Source organism: Corynebacterium kroppenstedtii, from assembly GCF_016894245.1.
In the GTDB taxonomy this organism is placed as follows: domain Bacteria; phylum Actinomycetota; class Actinomycetes; order Mycobacteriales; family Mycobacteriaceae; genus Corynebacterium.
The window spans coordinates 1,765,749-1,783,747 of record NZ_CP069792.1; the positions used below are offsets into that span (position 1 = coordinate 1,765,749).

At 55.9% G+C, this 17,999-nt stretch carries 12 protein-coding genes; all 12 read left to right on the forward strand.

Annotated features, from left to right (window positions below; translation table 11 throughout):
- Position 1: 1 nt before the first annotated feature.
- The 12 genes from I6J23_RS07650 to I6J23_RS07705 all read left to right on the forward strand — a co-directional run bounded on the left by I6J23_RS07650 (position 2) and on the right by I6J23_RS07705 (position 17,967).
- Complete coding sequence (locus tag I6J23_RS07650; protein WP_012731832.1) at positions 2 to 568, forward strand: RsmD family RNA methyltransferase; 567 nt, start codon at positions 2 to 4, stop codon at positions 566 to 568.
- Positions 569 to 654: 86 nt separating this feature from the next.
- Positions 655 to 1,128 carry a pantetheine-phosphate adenylyltransferase gene (coaD, locus tag I6J23_RS07655; protein WP_204581545.1) on the forward strand — a complete coding sequence of 158 codons (474 nt, stop codon included), beginning with the start codon at positions 655 to 657 and terminating at the stop codon, positions 1,126 to 1,128.
- A gap of 140 nt (positions 1,129 to 1,268) precedes the next feature.
- The gene (locus I6J23_RS07660; protein ID WP_204581546.1) at positions 1,269 to 2,027 is read left to right on the forward strand and encodes a DivIVA domain-containing protein; all 759 of its coding nucleotides are present in this window, start codon (positions 1,269 to 1,271) and stop codon (positions 2,025 to 2,027) included.
- Between the two features lie 120 nt (positions 2,028 to 2,147).
- Positions 2,148 to 2,735, forward strand: a complete 588-nt coding sequence (locus I6J23_RS07665) for a YceD family protein (RefSeq protein ID WP_204581547.1) — start codon at positions 2,148 to 2,150, stop codon at positions 2,733 to 2,735.
- Between the two features lie 96 nt (positions 2,736 to 2,831).
- On the forward strand, positions 2,832 to 3,575 hold the full coding sequence (rnc, locus tag I6J23_RS07670) for a ribonuclease III (RefSeq protein WP_204581548.1): 744 nt from the start codon (positions 2,832 to 2,834) through the stop codon (positions 3,573 to 3,575).
- Between the two features lie 166 nt (positions 3,576 to 3,741).
- Positions 3,742 to 5,271, forward strand: coding sequence for an alanine/glycine:cation symporter family protein (locus I6J23_RS07675; protein ID WP_204581549.1), 1,530 nt, complete (start codon positions 3,742 to 3,744; stop codon positions 5,269 to 5,271).
- 82 nt (positions 5,272 to 5,353) lie between these two features.
- A complete protein-coding gene (locus I6J23_RS07680; RefSeq protein ID WP_204581550.1) occupies positions 5,354 to 5,668 on the forward strand; it encodes an acylphosphatase in 315 nt (104 codons plus the stop codon).
- 34 nt (positions 5,669 to 5,702) lie between these two features.
- Positions 5,703 to 9,263 (forward strand): chromosome segregation protein SMC, encoded by a 3,561-nt coding sequence (gene smc / locus I6J23_RS07685; protein WP_204581551.1) that lies wholly within the window; start codon positions 5,703 to 5,705, stop codon positions 9,261 to 9,263.
- Between the two features lie 49 nt (positions 9,264 to 9,312).
- Positions 9,313 to 12,951 carry a hypothetical protein gene (locus I6J23_RS07690; protein WP_204581552.1) on the forward strand — a complete coding sequence of 1,213 codons (3,639 nt, stop codon included), beginning with the start codon at positions 9,313 to 9,315 and terminating at the stop codon, positions 12,949 to 12,951.
- Between the two features lie 72 nt (positions 12,952 to 13,023).
- Positions 13,024 to 14,946 carry a signal recognition particle-docking protein FtsY gene (gene ftsY, locus I6J23_RS07695; RefSeq protein WP_204581553.1) on the forward strand — a complete coding sequence of 641 codons (1,923 nt, stop codon included), beginning with the start codon at positions 13,024 to 13,026 and terminating at the stop codon, positions 14,944 to 14,946.
- Between the two features lie 281 nt (positions 14,947 to 15,227).
- Positions 15,228 to 16,037, forward strand: a complete 810-nt coding sequence (locus I6J23_RS07700) for a GDSL-type esterase/lipase family protein (protein ID WP_204581554.1) — start codon at positions 15,228 to 15,230, stop codon at positions 16,035 to 16,037.
- Between the two features lie 643 nt (positions 16,038 to 16,680).
- Entirely contained in the window at positions 16,681 to 17,967 is a 1,287-nt protein-coding gene (locus I6J23_RS07705) for an ammonium transporter (protein ID WP_204582994.1), read from the forward strand.
- Positions 17,968 to 17,999 lie beyond the last annotated feature (32 nt).

The window sequence follows — 17,999 nt, forward strand, 5'->3', positions numbered from 1 at the left end:
GATGCGAATAATTTCAGGGTACGCACGCGGGCGGACGATTAAAGCTCCCGCTGAGGGAACACGCCCAACATCTGATCGGGCGAAAGAGGGAGTTTTCTCTTCACTTAGTGTCCGCTTCGGTTTTGATGGAGCCCGCGTTCTTGATCTTTTCGCGGGGTCCGGCGCGTTGGGGTTGGAAGCAGCATCGCGCGGGGCAGATAGCGTTGTCTTCGTTGATACGGATTCGGCCGCCATTGAGACCATCAAAGACAACATTCGTCGCGTCGGCGATGTGGATGCCGACGTTGTTCAGCTCAAAGTATCCAGTTATTTATCGGGCGCACCGGAGAATTATTTTGACATCGTGCTTATCGATCCTCCTTATGCGTTGATCGACGAAGCCGTGCACGACATGTTAGTGGCGTTGGCTCCACACCTGAGGGACGGAGCTGCGGTGGTGGTGGAGCGTTCATCCGCCAGCCCCGAGACACAGTGGCCCGAGGGATATGAGCCGACCGGGCAGAAGTTAAAAAAGCGGACATATGGTGCTGCGCGTATGGATATGGCTTCTTTTACTCGTTCTGAGTAGGTTCAGCGTCAGCTTGTATTGTGCTCAATATTATGGGCACAGAGTTATGTGCGCAGATGTGGAGCGCCAGAGAGAGGAACCTAACGATGCATGTTGTCTGCCCGGGGTCATTTGATCCCATCACGAATGGGCACGTGGATATTATCGAGCGGGCAGCTGCCCAGTTTGACCGCGTTACTGTGCTGGTGACTTTTAATCCGAATAAGCATGGTCTTTTCTCTGTTGAGGAGCGTTGTGACCTCATTCGGAAAGCAGTGAAGCATCTGCCGAACGTCGATGTTGATTCGTGGAATAAGTTGCTGGTGGATTACACCACGGACCACCAGATCAGTGCCCTCGTTAAAGGGTTGCGTAGCTCACTTGATTATGCTTATGAGCTGCCGATGGCCCAGATGAATAGGTCACTCTCTGGAATCGATACCTTTTTCTTGCTAACGACGCCTAAGTTTGAGCATATTTCGTCGACCTTATGTAAAGAGGTCGCCCGCTACGGTGGCGATGTCTCGGGACTCATGCCTGATCACGTCATCGCGGCGATGCAAGAGAAGTTCTCAGCGTAATTCTCAGCACTCATGGTATGCCCACGTCCGTGGCCTCGTGATGACCGGGAATGGTAACTGAGCGGGAATGTTATAGGGTCTCGGTGACTAGTTGGCGTGGCTTCCTGCAAAACTACGAAAATTCTGCCAAGCTAGTGGTTATGTACAGAACTTTCGAAGGCATCGACGAACTACTCCAAATGGTCGATCAGGCCTACGGCGTACCCATGACTAGTAACTGTATGGTTCCCCGCCGGGAAGTCCTGGATCTTTTAGACGAAATCCGCAACGCCATACCTACTGAGATGGACGATGCGCAGGATGTTCTGGATAAGCGCGACGGCATCATTAACGAAGCCACTGAACGCTCGCACTCCATGGTGGCTGATGCGGAGGCTGAAGCTCAGCGTTTAGTAGCCGAAGCACAGGAAAAATGCGACGCGATGATGAATGACGCGGAAGACCGCGCACATGGCATGGTCGCCCACGCTGAGGACGAAGCGGACTCGATTGTTCAAGACGCCCAGCGTGAATACGACGACGTTACAGGCCGGGCGGCTGCTGAAGCAGAGCGGCTGGTCGCGTCGGGTAATGAATCATATGACCGCAGCGTGAATGAAGGCCTGAAAGAGCAGGCCCGCCTGGTGAGCGAATCAGAAGTCGTACGGATGGCTAATGAGGAAGCGACTCGCGTACGGGATTCCGCACATGCTGATTCGGATAAGCTCCGTAGCGATTGCGACCGATACGTCGACCAGAAGTTGGCCGAATTTGAGGAATCCCTGACCTCAGTGCTGCGCACGGTGGGCAAGGATCGTGCTGCCCTGCGAGGCGGTGCAGGAATCTCCGGCGGACGCTCCCGTTCGGCTTCTCGCGAGCCTCGCGACGAATACCGCAGCCGAGACTCACGTCGGAACTAAAAACATCCACCTTCGAGGCTTAGTTAAACCGCGTTGTCGTGCAGTTTTGCCCTGTCGCGGTGGTGGCTGAGTTGGTATAGGAAGACGTAATGTCCACGGTGCATTACCATGGGCGTTGTTATGGGAATTTCACATTCTGACCGCAAAGAATCAGTGACACCGACGGCACATAACCCGCTGTCCCTGGATGTCTCAACGGTATCGCAGCAATCGGGTGCTGTAGAGACCATCGACACCGAAGGCCCATCGCCAGTACGCATCGGCCCAGAAATGATCGCTTTTGGCGTCGGCACCCCTCTTGATGTGCATGCGACGGTCACCAATGTCGGCGAAGGGCTTGTGGTTGATGCTGAAATTTCGGGCTCCGGTGAAGCCGAGTGTGTGCGGTGCCTCAAACCGTTAACCCCGCACCTTTCCTTCCATATCAACGGGGTATGGGCGCTGACAGAAGGCTTTATTACCTCGGAAGACTCGGCTGACGATGATGACGATGATCCCACCCCGATGGTGAAAGACAATCGGTTGGACCTCACCCAGGCTGTGATCGACGAAGCCGGAGTGTCGTTGCCTTTTTCTCCCACATGCGAAGAGTTCGGTGAGGAGTGCGACTCGCAGACCCCGCAGCCTGATGGCATATCGGGAGAGACAGAGATGGTCGATCCCCGGTGGGCAGGATTGCAGGACAAGTTGAAGGATCTGCAACAATAAAGCGTTGATTTATTGCGTGTCCCGTTGCATGGCTGAGTGTCCGTGGTGAGGGATACGTTCGGTGTCAGGCGGAGTAATCGGAAAAGTGGGAACGTGATGTCTAAGCAACAAAAGAATTCGAAGCACGACCGGCTGACGGGTGAAGAAGCCTGGGTCGCTGCTTTTGGCGATGTTGATCATCAGCCTTTACTCGATGGGTTCGGAGTTTCGCTTCCTGCCGACGTCTTACGCCTTGCACTAACCCACCGTTCGTTCGCTAACGAAAACGGAATGTTGCCGAATAACGAGCGCCTTGAGTTTCTGGGTGACGCGGTATTGGGGCTCTCCGTTGCGGAGCGCCTGTATAGGGATTACCCCGACCGCACGGAGTCGGAAATCTCTAAAATGCGGGCCGGTGTTGTCAATATGTACGCATTGGCCGATGTGGCACGAGAGATCGGCCTGGGCGACCACGTTCTGCTGGGCCGTGGTGAGCAGCTGACTAACGGAAAAGACAAAAATTCCATTCTGGCTGACACGACAGAGGCCATGCTCGGCGCGATCTATCTGGAGCATGGTTTCCAGACTGCGAAAGACGTTATTCTCCGTTTGTTTAAGTCCAGGATTGAATCTGCGCCGACTGTCGGGCTGCATATGGACTGGAAGACAGAGTTGTTGGAAAAAATTGCTGGCCGTGGTTTGGGAGAACCGGAATACAACACGACGATTTCGGGTCCCGCCCACGATCCGCATTTCACGTCGACTGTCTCCTTGCAGGGCAAAGTGTGGGGCCATGGGGAGGGACACACCAAGAAAGAGGCCGAACACCATGCCGCCCGTGAAGCTCATGACGCGTTGTGACACGCAGTCTCGTCAGCTGACAAAGAATTCAGTTCGCCGAAATCTTCACGTATTTCGGCCGCTGACAGCGGCCATTTATTTCAAACATGTTAAATGTTGGCGGATCGCGCCAGTCGGGCCATCATAAATTCTGGATCTCTTGTCGATGGTCGTAGGGTAGTTCATTATGACAGCTATTGAGAACGCGGTGACTGGCTCGAGTGACGGGTTATGGACCGTCATCACGTGGGTGCTGTTAGCGGCAGGTGTGTGGTTCTGTTTCCGTACGGTCGTTGTTCAGATCCGTATGGTTCCGGAAATGTTTCGGTCGCTGACAGAAAAACCCAGTGACATTTCGAAAGATAAAAAAGGAATCTCCGCGTTCAAAGCGTTTACCATTTCGGCGGCGTCGCGGGTGGGGACGGGAAACATTGCCGGTGTTGCGGTGGCAATCACTATCGGTGGTCCCGGCGCTGTGTTCTGGATGTGGTTGGTCGCGATCGTCGGTGGCGCAACCGCGTTCGTTGAGTCAACACTGGCGCAGCTGTACAAGGTCAAGGACACCGATTCCTATCGAGGCGGCCCAGCCTACTACATCACCAAAGGGCTGAATCTTAAGTGGTTAGCTGCTGTTTTCGTGGTCGCCATTACCGTGACCTACGGGTTTGTCTACAACGCGGTCCAGTCCAACTCCATTGTCGACGCCATTACCGAGTCGACTGGTTCTGACGCGATGTGGTGGAAGGCGTTGTTGGGTGTTGCGCTGGCTATCTTGACGGCACTCATTGTGTTCGGTGGCGTGCAGCGTATCGCGTCGGTAACCAACTGGCTGGTCCCTATCATGGCCGTGTTGTACATCGTTACCGGTTTCATCGTCGTTGCGGTCAATATCGAGCAAGTCCCTCACATGTTTGCTGAGATCGTGACGTCGGCTCTGGGCATTCGGGAAGTTGCGGGGGCAACCTTTGGGCAAGCGTTCATGTACGGCATTCGTCGTGGCTTGTTCTCGAATGAAGCCGGTGAGGGTTCGATCCCTAACGCTGCGGCGACTGCCTCCGTCAGCCATCCGGTTAAGCAGGGGCTCATTCAGACTCTCGGCGTTTATTTTGACACCATCATCGTGTGCTCGATCACGGCATTTATCATTTTGCTCAACAACCCCTCGTTTGGTGAAGGCGTTGAGTCAACATCGTTGACACAAAACTCTGTGGCGGCCGCAGTCGGCCACTGGGGAGTCCACTTGGTGACGGTGATTATCTTCTTCCTCGCGTTCTCGTCGGTCATCGGAAACTACTACTACGGTGAATCAAACATTGAGTTCTTCACCAGAAATAGCAAAGTAATGACCGCATACAGGTTCCTTGTGTGCCTCTGTGTGTTGGGTGGATCCCTCGGCAAGGTCGGCATTGTATGGGCATTAGCGGATCTCTTCGCGGGGATTATGGTGGCTATCAACCTCACTGCCATTCTCCCGTTGGGTGGGGCGGCTATCGCGCTTCTCAAGAATTACCGACAACAGCGCAACCGCGGATTGTCGCCTGTCTTCCACCGTGATGATCTGCCGAATTTGCCTGGACACGACAAAATTGAATGCTGGGATGGCAGCGACCCGCTGACTATCCGTGGCGACGGGCAGGAAGTCTATGGGCGTCGTCCGGGAACGCCTGCCCCACAGGTTATTAGACGTGGAGCTAATGGCTCTGTCCGCGTTGACTGAGAATGCAGCGGCGGCTCATTAATTGGTGTAGGCGAGTAGGATACTGCGCAGTAGAAGCTCGAAGGGAAGGAACTAAAGGCTTATGGCTCCAGCTGATTCCGGTCAGTCACATGACCCAGTCCGCCTCACCGCGTGGGTTCATGGGCACGTTCAAGGTGTCGGATTCCGCTGGTGGACTCGAAGCCAAGCACTCGAACTCGGTCTAGTTGGATCTGCGACGAACTACCCCGACGGCCGAGTTCTCATCTGCGCCGAAGGGGAGCGTGCCCCCGTCACCGAGCTCCTAGCGAGATTGCGCGAAGAGCCGACGTCGACCAATCGTCCTGGTTCCGTCGATCATGTGGTGGAGTCGTGGGAAGAACCACGGGGTGGGTATCAAACGTTTGAAACTCGGTAATCACTAATTCGATAAACGGAATAGATTTACTGGTATGTACCTGAAGTCGCTGACCCTTAAAGGATTCAAGTCCTTTGCTTCGTCGACGACCTTAAAACTCGAACCCGGCATTTGTGCGGTCGTCGGGCCGAATGGGTCAGGAAAATCTAACGTTGTTGATGCCCTCGCATGGGTCATGGGTGAACAAGGCGCCAAGTCTTTGCGTGGCGGAAGCATGGACGACGTCATCTTCGCCGGAACGGGCGCACGCAAACCTCTTGGTCGTGCTGAAGTCACCCTCACGATCGACAATTCCGACGGTGCCCTGCCGATCGACTATTCAGAAGTCTCCATCACCCGACGGGTGTTTCGCGATGGGGGTGGCGAGTATGAAATAAACGGTGCCAGAGCCCGTTTGATGGACATCCAAGAATTGCTCTCTGACTCGGGAATCGGTCGAGAGATGCACGTGATTGTGGGGCAGGGACGACTGTCTACCATCTTGGAATCCAAACCGGAGGATCGACGAGCTTATATCGAAGAGGCAGCCGGAGTCTTGAAGCATCGTCGCCGAAAAGACAAAGCCCAGCGCAAGCTTGTTTCTATGCAGGCTAATGTGGACCGATTGCGCGACCTCACCACAGAACTAGAGCGACAACTCAAACCGCTGGCTAGGCAGGCGGAAGCAGCCCAAAAAGCCGCGACGGTGCAGTCGGACCTTCGCGAAGCTCGCCTCAATCTCGCAGCGCACTCGCTGATCACCGCGCGGGATGATGCCGACGAGTTGACGCGGCGCGCCAATGAGGCGCGAGAGAAAGAAGAAACCCTCGTCGATAAGCTCGAGGAGTTGCGCGAACATGTCGATGAACTGGAACGTCGCGTTGCTGAGCTAGGACCGCGAAGCGACGAGGCTCAGCAGCTGTGGTTCCGGTTGTCGTCCTTGTCGGAGCGTGTCATGGCGACCGGCCGTATCGCAGCCGACCGAGCTTCGGCCGGTGATCAAACCGAAGACTACCGCGGCCCGGACCCAGAGGATCTAGAAGCGCGCGCACGTGAGGCTGCAGAGCGCGAAGAAGAGACCATTGCCACGATGGAAGAAGCAGCTGAACGGTTGGAGACGATCCGTGAGCAGGTTGATGAAAAAGAAGAGAAAGCTCAGCAGATTGAGAAAGAGCACTTAGCTGCTTTGCGGGCTATCGCGGATCGCCGGGAGGGGGTCGCCCGTTTAGATGCCTCGGAAGACTCCGCACGGCAGCGGTTGGAGGCTGCGAATGATGATCTACAGCGTGCAACAAAGGCAGTAGATGCGGTTGTTCCGGCATTAGCCCAGGCGAAAAGCGATCTTGATTCAGTCCAAGCTGCCCTTCAGGACCACGATGCCCAGGCAGGGTCGATATTGGATCGGGTCAGTGAAGCCGAGCGCGATGTTGTGAGCGCGGATGATCGCCTCCGTGAACTCCGCGATACCGATCGAAACTACGAACGGTCCATATCCGCACTTCAATCGCGCATTGATACCTTAGAAGCGACTGTTCGTCCCACCAATGGGGTCTCGTGGCTTCGCACGAATTCGTCGGTGGAGTGGGGGTCATTTGTCGATTCAATCAGCGTGGAACGTGGATGGGAAGCGGCCTTATCGTCGACGCTGGGGGCGGCCGCTGAGGCAATAACCGCACCAGGGGATGTGTCGGCAACTGTGGGTGAAGCCCTTGAATCGCTCGTCGCTGCCGATGCTGGTCGTGCGTGGGTTATGGGCCAATCGCAGGAGTCCACTTGGCGGTTAGATGCGGACCTTCCCACCGGATGCGAGTGGTTCTTAGACAAAGTGGCGGTGGATAGTGAATTTATCCACGCGGTGACTGGTCTTCTTGTTGACGTCGTTGCAGTCCCTTCGGTTGCCGCTGGGCTTGCCTTGGTACGCGGTGATGCCAGGCTACGTGCTGTGACGCAGAGCGGAATTGTTATCGGCCCCGGTTGGATGAGCGGGGGCTCGGGTGAAGCCACAACCTTTGACATCAAGTCCTCCGTTGACCAGGCACAAGAAGAATTAGCTGACTACACGGCAAAGGCAAGGGAACTCGCTGGCACCATTGCCGGCGCAGAGACGACGGTGCAGGAACGACGAGATGCCCTGGGGTCTGCCCGCGCTGCACACACTGAGTTCACCGCCGTGGCGTCGAACCTCAAAGAGCGCGTAAACACTGCGGAAGCGGCCGTCGACCGTTTGAAGAAGGAGCTTCACGAGGTTCAACAGAACCGTGCCCATGCCGAAGGGCGCATTGATAACATCCACGCCGAACTTGCTGATCTGGCTGATCGACGCTCCCGCATCGACGCGGAAATTAGTGACGCGGACGATTCCACTGAGGAGTCTTCAGCGATTGCCCGAGACCAGGCCCATGAAGAACTGACTCAAGTCCGCGCGATGGAAACCGAGGCACGGTTAGCGTTGCGTAGTGCCGAGGAACGAGCTTCAGCGATTAAAGGCCAGGCGGAGAGGTTGCGACGCCAAGCCGAGCATGAGCGAGCTCACCGACGTCGGCACGAAGAAGCGCAGCGGGCTCGTCGCCGTGCACGTCAACGAGCAGCACATATCGCTCAGTGGTGCGAAAGCCTGGCGAAACGAGTGGACACCGCCGTTCATAAGGCGGCTGACGAGCGCGACACACTCCACGCCCGCATGTCGGAAGCGACAGCACAGCGGGGGCGCGCACGGGATGCGTTAAGTGCCATCACGACGCAGCGCGAACACGCACTAAAAACAACGCATGATGCGGATGTTCAACGTGAAGCAGCGCTGGTTCGTGTGGAACAGGCTGAAAAGCATATCGTTGAGCAGCTTGGTCTCAATCCCGACGATGTCGTAGCCAGCCAGGATCTCTCAGACTTCGATCCCGCGTCGGAAAAGAAGCGCTTAGCGTCTGCGGAGCGTGCGTTGAAACAGCTCGGTAAAGTCAATCCTTTGGCTCTCGAGGAATATAAGGCTCTGGAGGAGCGCTATTCATTTCTATCCACGCAGCTCATGGATGTTGAGCAGGCCCGCGAGGATCTCCGCGGTGTGATTAAAGATGTCGATGCCACAATTTTGCAGCTCTTCACCGATGCCTGGGAGGATGTCCAAGCCGAATTCCCGCGCGTGTTTGAGACATTGTTCCCCGGTGGCGAAGGGCGGTTGTCCTTGACCGATCCCGATGACATGCTGACAACTGGTATCGAGGTTCACGCACGTCCGCCTGGAAAGAGAGTCACGAGGCTATCGCTGCTGTCCGGAGGTGAAAAGTCGTTGACAGCACTAGCCTTATTGGTAGCGATCTTTCGCGCTCGGCCATCCCCGTTCTATGTCATGGATGAGGTAGAAGCGGCTCTGGATGATGTCAATCTTCGACGGTTGATTGCGCTCTTTGAAGAGCTTCGAGAAGACTCACAGTTGATTGTGATTACACACCAGAAACCGACGATGGACATTGCGAATGTGCTGTATGGCGTGACAATGCGCGGCGACGGGATGACACGTGTAATCTCTCAACGAATGAGCCCTCACTCCCAGCCAGTGAGCGCCCCTGCTGTGGCTGGCTCATCTGCCGGATCACCTGCTGGCTCACCGGACGCGCCGTGAGCTCACATGATCGGTGCACGTCGAATAAATATGTAGCCACAATCGCATCATGGAAAGGATTACTCAGTTGTCAGGCGTTGACGCCCCCACGAGTTTTATTGCAGATTCCGCTGACCCATTGTTGGGGTGGGCATCGACGACGGAGCTTGAACTGTCTCGGCAGCTGTCAGACCTTGATTTCGCCGTAGAGGTCAACCTCAGCGGCGATGAGTTGGAGCGGCTGGATCGATTTTGGGGTCGCTTTGTTACTCGACAGATTTCTGCCGGGGCAGAGCTTTCCGCTGTTTTGGAGGCGTGCCCGGCAATTGTGGCGACGACGTTGGTAGGGCGTGCTGGCCGCATTGCAGATCTAAGCAATTTCGATTCTGAGTATTGGGCTGGCCTGGGTGTGCCTCGCGATCTGGCCGAGCAGTTTTATGGGTGCTTTGACGGCCATGTGGCTGAAATCTTGTCGCGTGCGGGTCTTGACCCGATGGACATCGCTGCGTCGGGATCAGATGGCGAGTTGGGCCGCCTTTTATTGCACGCCACGATCCCCGCGGGGTGGGTTCCGAGCCTTATTGCACTTATCGATGAGGATCCTGACAACGTCACGGGTGCGTCGCTGACTGAGCATTTCGTTGACACATCGCCGACTCGGCAGCTGGGCCCTCTCTGCACGGTGGCACCTGAGCGCGCTACAAATTTATTCGACGACATCATCGAGTTTTATCGGTGGGCTGCCCAGCACCCGTATGAAGTCGATCAGTGGGCTAATTGGGGAGTGGGTAAAGATGGCTCCTATCGAGTACCACTACTGATTCTTGAAGATCTTGTCGACGAGTTGCGCGAACGCCCAGCGGGCACAGTCGATCGCTTATCGACGGTGGGGACGGCGTCGTGGGAAACCTCCCCACGCCTGGTTTATGACGTAGCCAGAGAGCGTGTGGTACTACGCTTGCCGCAGATGCCGTTGGACGAGACCGTCGTTGAGCTGCGGTGGCGTGTCTCTATTGACGGTGAGGTGGTCGAGTACCGCACCGGCTACGACAATGACACTGAGGGATTCTCTGAGATCCTCGACGTTCCCGTGCGACAAGCCGCGCGGGAAATCGTCGTTAAAGAAATTGTTCGTCGGGTTTCGTGGACGATTCCTGTGCTATCGGAACCATTCTTGGCGTTCACCATGCGCGGCCACAATGTGACGAGCAAAGCATCGCTCCACCACACGGACCTCATTGTGGTCTCACCCGATGATGCGGAAATCGTCGACCCTGTCCGTGAAACTCCCTTGCCCGCTGATGATGGAGTGGAGCTTCGGGGCTGGAATGGCTGGATTGCCCGGACAGTCGATCTTAATGATGCTGCGTCCTTCCAGGTGCGTCGGCCAGGGGAGCCTGCGGGCACAGCATTGCGCAGTGTTGATCCTCGACAGAGAGTAATTTTCACCGAGGGGGAATTGTGCTCACATGTTCGGTCGATCTCGGGACTACCGGTTCATTCTGAAAGCCTGTTGGCGGAATTCCCGGCGACGCTATCCGGTGCCGATGAGGTCTGGTATTTATCGATTTCTTCCTACGCCGGACCTGGTCAGGTGGGTGTCGAGGTCACTCCCGCGGAACCCGTCGAGGTGCCCGCGGATGGTGGTGCCGTCTACGTTTTTGATCCCGATTTGTACGAATCACCGTGGACAGGTGAATATATCGTCCGCCTACGAGGCCCGCGGAATGAGTCGTTCCGCCACCGGTACGCGATTGTTCAAGGCTTGGTTACCTCACTCGAGGACAACCATAGTTTCCGTATCCCCGTTTCCGGTGGGCTCTCACCGATGTCAGTGGACTTGTCGACGGAAAAACCGGCGTCTATTGAACCGAACCCGGTTGAGATCGGGGCGGATTCGGCACGTGGATCCGCAACGGTGAGCACCGATGACGGTGATCTGCTTCCCATCGTAATGACGCCTCCTCGGCTACGCTTCCAGGTTCCTCTCAAAGGAGAAGAAGCCCGCTGGCGGTCAACGCCGCTGGTGTGCGCGGGTCCGGAGTTGAATGGCGACATGTTCTTGCGTGTTCGCACCGGCAGTGAGCTCCATAAACCTGTGATTACCGCTAGGAATCATCACGGTTCTCCGGTGCGCACGAAAAAGATGATCACGTGGGATGGAATGACCTGGCGTATTCCTTTGAATGACTTCGCTCCTGCGCTTGCATCGCAGTCTGGTGGAAGTATTGAACTGAGCTGGGTTGATGAAGAGACTCGGAAGAGCACGTCGGTTCGTCTTGTGACATTGGCGGCCACACCTCAATGGCAGATCGAGCTACAAGACGACACCGTAGTGGTGTCGGCGGATAAAGCCCCGGGGGATGAGACGTCGGTCGCGGTGGTTAAGGGTTCGCCGGATGGTCGTCCACTGGGATTGTGGATGTGGCCGACGACGGCACCGTGGCGTCGAGCCTTAAGTGTCCGTGTCAGGGAGGGCGAAGCGATCCTGCCCGAGGAGCTTCGTCATGTCGGGCCTTTGGTCGTTCAAGTTTATTGCGCGGATGTCAGTGAAAACTTGCGCGCACCAGCACGTCCAGGCCCCCAAGCTGTCGTGGTGGATCAACCAGGCTATGCGACAGGCCACGGGCTCGATTCGCTGAGTGCATTCCTGGCTGGTGAATCGAAAGATATCGAGGGCGGCGCTGAAACCTTCAGCTTGTTGTGGGACTTACAGGCGGGCTGGATGTCGGATTCGCGGGCGTTCACCTCATTGCCTCGCGGTGCTGAAGTGGTCCGGGATGCCTTCCTGTCTAAGCCGAGTGTTGCGTTGGTCGGATTAGCTCAATCGCTTGTCGACGCGTCGAAGCGTCCGAGTGTGTTGATCTCGAGCGGGCTCGTGCGATCCGCGTTTGATCCCACTGCGATCGATTCGGAGTCGTTAACCTCTCAGGGGTCAACAGCTCCATGGATCGGGGCGTTGGGAGCATTAGCTGAAGTTGAGCGCTGGGATGCTGCAATGGTGGCTGCGGAGGAAGCTGCAGACCAATCATCCGACGGAGATGAAGCGGATGCGGTGGCTAACCTGGCTCCCGATCCCGATGTCACTCCTGCTCAAGGGCGGAATACAGCACTGGAGAAACTCCGTTCCTTGGTGGGGGACCGTGCTGTTGAAGCATTTACGACAGGGCGGGATCAAAGTTTGGATAACGCGTGCTTGGACCCCACGACTGTTCATATTGCCCGCATGCCGGAGGCTCAGCAGAAGGTAATTCTCCAGCAGTTTTTGGATAGTGCTGGGATCATGCCGGGGCCCATTAGCGAGGATAACTCCCGATTGTTGGCTGTTTTAGAGACCTTTTCCCACCGGGAAGAGTTAACTCAGCTTCTCGGTGAAGAGGACCTGATGGTCACGGCGGCCAAACTGTTGAAGAGAATTCGGCACAGTAATCGCCAGTTGTACGCGGCCGCGCGTGTTCGATTCGATCGCCTGGAGGGTGTTGATACCGAATCAGTTGACAACCGGTGGGCGTTGGCCCCCATCGTGTCTCTCGTTTTCGCCTTGGCAGCGCGTTTAGAAGCCCATGGTGCAGGAAAAATGGGCGCCTTGTCCCCGCAAGCTGTGGCAGGCTGGGCCCGGGTTGCCGAGATGCTGCCGGATCTCGTCGCTGGGGATATTGTCTCTGCCGATGCCATGGTACTGGGTGTTGTCGGCCACAAAAGGAAGTAAATAGGCAGTAAATAGTACGACATCCTGTGCCTACTTCTTCATAGTGCGTCGGTTCCTGACATAATGGCCACTATGTCTCCTGTTGTGTTGTGGACCGTTGTTGGCGTTGTCGTTGTCCTGGTGCTCCTTGCGCTCCTCATTATTTTGGGGCTGCATAGGCGTAAAAAGAACACAGTGTCATTCGAAAATAAGGCCAGTGACACTGAGGAGAAAAAGCATCCAGATTCGGGCAATTACCAGGCAAAAGGCGGATTTAATTTCGCAGCCGGCCCTGCGACGGGGCACAAACCGTCACAGGCCGACGTCGTCGCCGGCGAATTTGGTCAAACGAAGCAGACTAAAAAAGAACCGGCACCGGCTCCTGCCGGGAGCACCTCCTCGCAGAGTAAGCAGGCGGTTGTCTCGGACACTATGTCCGAAGAAGAACTGTCTGCACCTCAATCGAGTGAGCCGTCCGATGACATCCGTGCCGACGAGGCGCCAAAGAGCCCCGATGATCACGTCGCCGGGGTGACTGAATCTCCGGAAACCGTTGATCGCGAGCAGGATGAGCCGGTCGTTCCCCCCGCTGACGAAGCAGCTAACGTCGAGGTCAGCAAGGCTAATGAGGCTGACACGGCCGCAGCCGTTAAGAAATCCGAAAAAGGAACAGAAGAAACAAAGACTTCGGCGGACAGCGGTAACCCTGGCGAAGAGGACAAGGCAGAGCCGCCAGCGCAGCCGGGAGAGACGGAATCGTCCTTGACGCCCGCGGAGGAGGAGCCGTCCGCGGAATCAGTCGTTGCGGCATCGTCAGCACAAGCCGAAAAGGCTGAGGCTGAAGACTCTGCGGAGAAACAGGAACCGGCGCCGGAGAGCAGTGAACTTTTGGAGAGCGACCTCACTGAGAAAGAGAAAACCGAAGCCGAAGAGGCAGCTGCTGCAGCGCAGTCGGTTGCCGTCGGTGCGGAAGCAGCTGCCGACCTTGCGCGCAAGAGTAGCGCGGCTGAGGAGAGTACATCGGCCAGCGACCACACTGATGAAGACGCCTCGGCTGTAACTGAGGTTGAGCCGGACGAGCCGGCAGAAACCCCCGAGCCAGTCGATGGGCGTATCCATCGTTTGCGCGGGCGCCTGTCTCGTTCCCAGAACGCTATCGGTAAGGGCGTTTTAGGAATCCTTGGTGGTGGCGATCTGGACGAGGATGCGTGGGAAGACGTTGAAGACACTCTCGTCATGGCGGACTTGGGTACTTCTGCCACGATGAAAGTGGTTGATTCCCTGCGGGAGAAAATCGCTTCTCAGGGAGTTTCCTCCGAGCAAGAAGCCCGAGCTCTGCTCCGCCAGGCTCTAATTGAGTCGTGCCACCCGGAGATGGACCGCTCTATCCGAGCGATGCCGTATGACGGCAAACCGGCTGTGATTCTTGTTGTCGGAGTAAACGGAACTGGTAAGACGACTACGGCTGGAAAGCTGGCACGAGTGTTGACTGCCATGGGCCACAGCGTGCTTTTGGGTGCTGCGGATACCTTCCGTGCCGCGGCGGCCGATCAGCTTGAAGCATGGGGGAGTCGTGTCAATGCCCGTACTGTGCGTGGGCCCGAAGGTGCCGATCCAGCATCGGTGGCATTCGACGCGGTGGCTGCTGGGGTTGCTGATCACGCGGATGTTGTTGTTTTGGATACTGCGGGCCGGCTCCACACGAAAAATAACCTGATGGATCAGTTGGGCAAAGTGAAGCGTGTTGTGGAAAAGAAGGCTGTCGTGGATGAAGTCCTTCTGGTTCTCGACGCGACTGTTGGTCAGAATGGTCTGGTCCAAGCCCGTATCTTTGCGGAAACAGTGGACATTACTGGTGTGGTCCTGACTAAGTTGGATGGTACGGCCAAGGGCGGAATTGTCTTCCAGGTGCAGGAAGAGCTCGGTGTTCCAGTGAAGATGGTTGGCCTGGGGGAGGGCGTTGATGATTTAGCCCCGTTTGAGGTTGAGGGGTTTGTTGACGCACTGCTCGGGTAAAAGTATGGCCGTGGCCGGTGACGGTTACGCGCCAACGAGGCGCGTCGTCATCCGGATAGAGCAGCGTAAAAAGCTCACACTGTACCCTATGCTTTTCAGATGAAATAATATATCGTGTTCGAACGAAAGACTTTGTAGGCCGTTGTGTGTAGTGGGCCGTGCGGATTAGTGCGGCACCGGAACCAGGGCTCCTTTCTGTGTGCTAGCCCAATTTCACTGCTCTGTCGTGAACTGTGGTGACACACCGAAACTCCCCCGCCCATAAAAAGAAGAGAAGTGAAATGTCCTTAGCTAAAAAGCTCTCTGCCCTCGTTGGTGTTATTGCGGTTGGTGCTGGTGCAGCCGTAGCGGCTCACCCAGCCGAAGCTGAGGGAGATTCAAATATTGTGCTGTTGGGTGATTCTTATATGGCCACCCCAAACCAGCTGGCTCTCCTCAATGATCACATCCAAGCAGCAATCCCCGTCGCTCCGAGGTTTGCTCCTGTAACGGGTTCAGCTGCTTCCGGGTGCCCCATTGACCAGCATGATGTCGGGTCTGCCTTGCAGACTATTTCGGGCCGAAAAGTTGAGAACTACGCATGTTCAGGCGCTACTTTGGCCGCTGCACCGACTCAAAGTAATTTGAATCCCAATCGTCTTGATACCTTGGTGACCAAGGCAATCGACAGTGGAGCATTGAATCCGAATACGCAAGCTGTTCCGATTCTGATCGGTATCAATGACTTCTATAAGACGGGTTACGCGTGGAGCTTCACTCCCGAGGATCCTGCCCACGAGGCCGAAGCCGGTGCGGAATTGGACAAAGCAGCTCATCGTATCCGCGAAGCCGCTCCGAACGCCAAGCTTATTTTCTTGTCCTATCCTCAGATCACCGCGCCTGAAGCGCCGAATATGATGTGCTGGATTCAGGCCGGCGACCTTCGCCCGTTCAACACTCCTGGCTTCGGCTTCCAAAACGCTTTTAATATTATTAAGCGTCAGCAATCTTCGGCTGCAGAGCGTAACGGTGGCACCTATGTTGACATGACCGAATCGACTTCGGGCATAGTACGTGTGCTCCCGGTCGGGATAACTGGGTGTCAGGTTTGATTGAGACCAATGGGAACAACGCTGCAATGTCCATGCATATGACGGATCAAGGCGTAGACAATATGGCGCACCAGATTACGGCCAGGTTATAGACCGTGAGGCAGCACTTGTCCGAATAGCGCAGCTGTAGATCTACTACACTGTGGCGATATAGATAACCCCGGGTGTTCTTCACCTGGGGTTTTCGCGTATAAAGTTTACCCGAATCAAGCCGCACTGGTGTGAAGCTGCCATCTTCTGACGCGCGACTGTCGTGAGGGACGAATGATCGTGAGGCCATGCCCCGGGAAAAATACCTCGTAACAAAACCGAAACAATATCAGTTTTATTTCACACGAATGAAACGTCGTACTGCGACGTCGGAAACACAAACTAACCATGCTTTTCGTGTAGGCATCACCTCCTTGCCCGTGGAGTGAAAACAAAAAATCACTGTCGACGTGCCGAGCGTGATGGCCACCAATAACTATCTGCCCACAATCAGGCTTCCCGCTTGAGGTGCCGACGCACGCAAACATCGTCCCATATGCGCTGCTAGCTTCTGCGTGGAGTCCTGCGAGAGGAGTCTCGTGTGCTCGTCGACCAAGTAGTTCTTGCCGCTTCGGCAACGGAGAGTGGTGTGACGGCTGGCAATTCCGCGTGGATGCTTATCAGCGCGTCTTTGGTGTTGTTAATGACGCCTGCCGTCGCCTTTTTCTATGGCGGAATGTCACGTCAAAAGTCCACTCTCAACATGATGATGATGTCATTTGGGGCTCTCGGGGCAATCGGAGTTATTTATGTGCTGTGGGGATACTCGATGTCGTATTCCAGCGGTGACATCGGCGGCATTTTCGCTAACCCAGTCACCAACTTTGGGCTACGAGGGATTCTCCCGTCCGACGATGGAACGTTCCCCACGGGGAGTAATGGCTACCCCGAAATTGTCGACGTCGCGTTCCAGCTGACGTTCGCGGTAATTACGGTAGCGCTTATCTCTGGTTCTCTTGCCAACCGTGTGAAATTCTCCACTTGGCTCGTGTTTTCCGTGCTGTGGGTCACTTTCGCATTCTTTCCTTTGGCCCACATGGTGTGGGGTGGGGGTCTGCTGTCCGGCTCTGATCACAGCCTTGCTGCGTGGTTATTCGGGACAACGATGGACGACGGCGAAAAAGTCGCGAAAATCGCTCCGATCGACTTCGCAGGGGGAACAGTGGTCCACATCAACGCTGGTGTTGCAGGCTTAGTCTTGGCCCTCATCGTGGGTAAGTCGCGTGACTTCTTGAAAGCTCCTCAGCGCCCTCACAACCTTCCCCTCACCATGATTGGTACGACATTCCTGTGGTTTGGCTGGTTCGGTTTTAACGCTGGATCCGCCTTCGCTGCGGACGGCAATGCTGCTTTGGCGTGGGTCAACACAACGGTGGCGGCCTGTGCTGCAATGATGGCCTGGCTTGCGGTCGAACGCATACGAGATGGACACGCCACCTCCCTAGGTGCGGCATCCGGTGTCGTTGCTGGTCTGGTTGCTATCACGCCGGCTTGTGGAAACTTAACCCCTGTGACGTCGATCATCCTCGGTGCTATCGCGGGAGTTATTTCGGCCTACGGAGTTGGCCTCAAGTACAAACTAAAGTTTGACGACTCCTTAGACGTCGTCGGTGTTCACCTCCTATCGGGTATTTGGGGAACGGTTGGCGTCGGCTTGCTAGCGAAAGACCACGCTGGGCTTTTGACAGGCGGCGGGGCAGATGGCTTTCGGTTATTCATCATTCAGGTGGTCATCGCAGTCGTCGCCATGGTGTTCACGGCAATCATCACCACAGTCATCGGAACTATTCTCTCGGCTGCCATGGGGTGGCGTATCGACGATTCCGCTGAACGAGGTGGAATTGACTTCGCTATGCATAGTGAGACCGCTTATGACTTTGTCGGAATGGACATTCGGTAGGCGGTGTCGATTCAATGAATGGCGTACGGTGT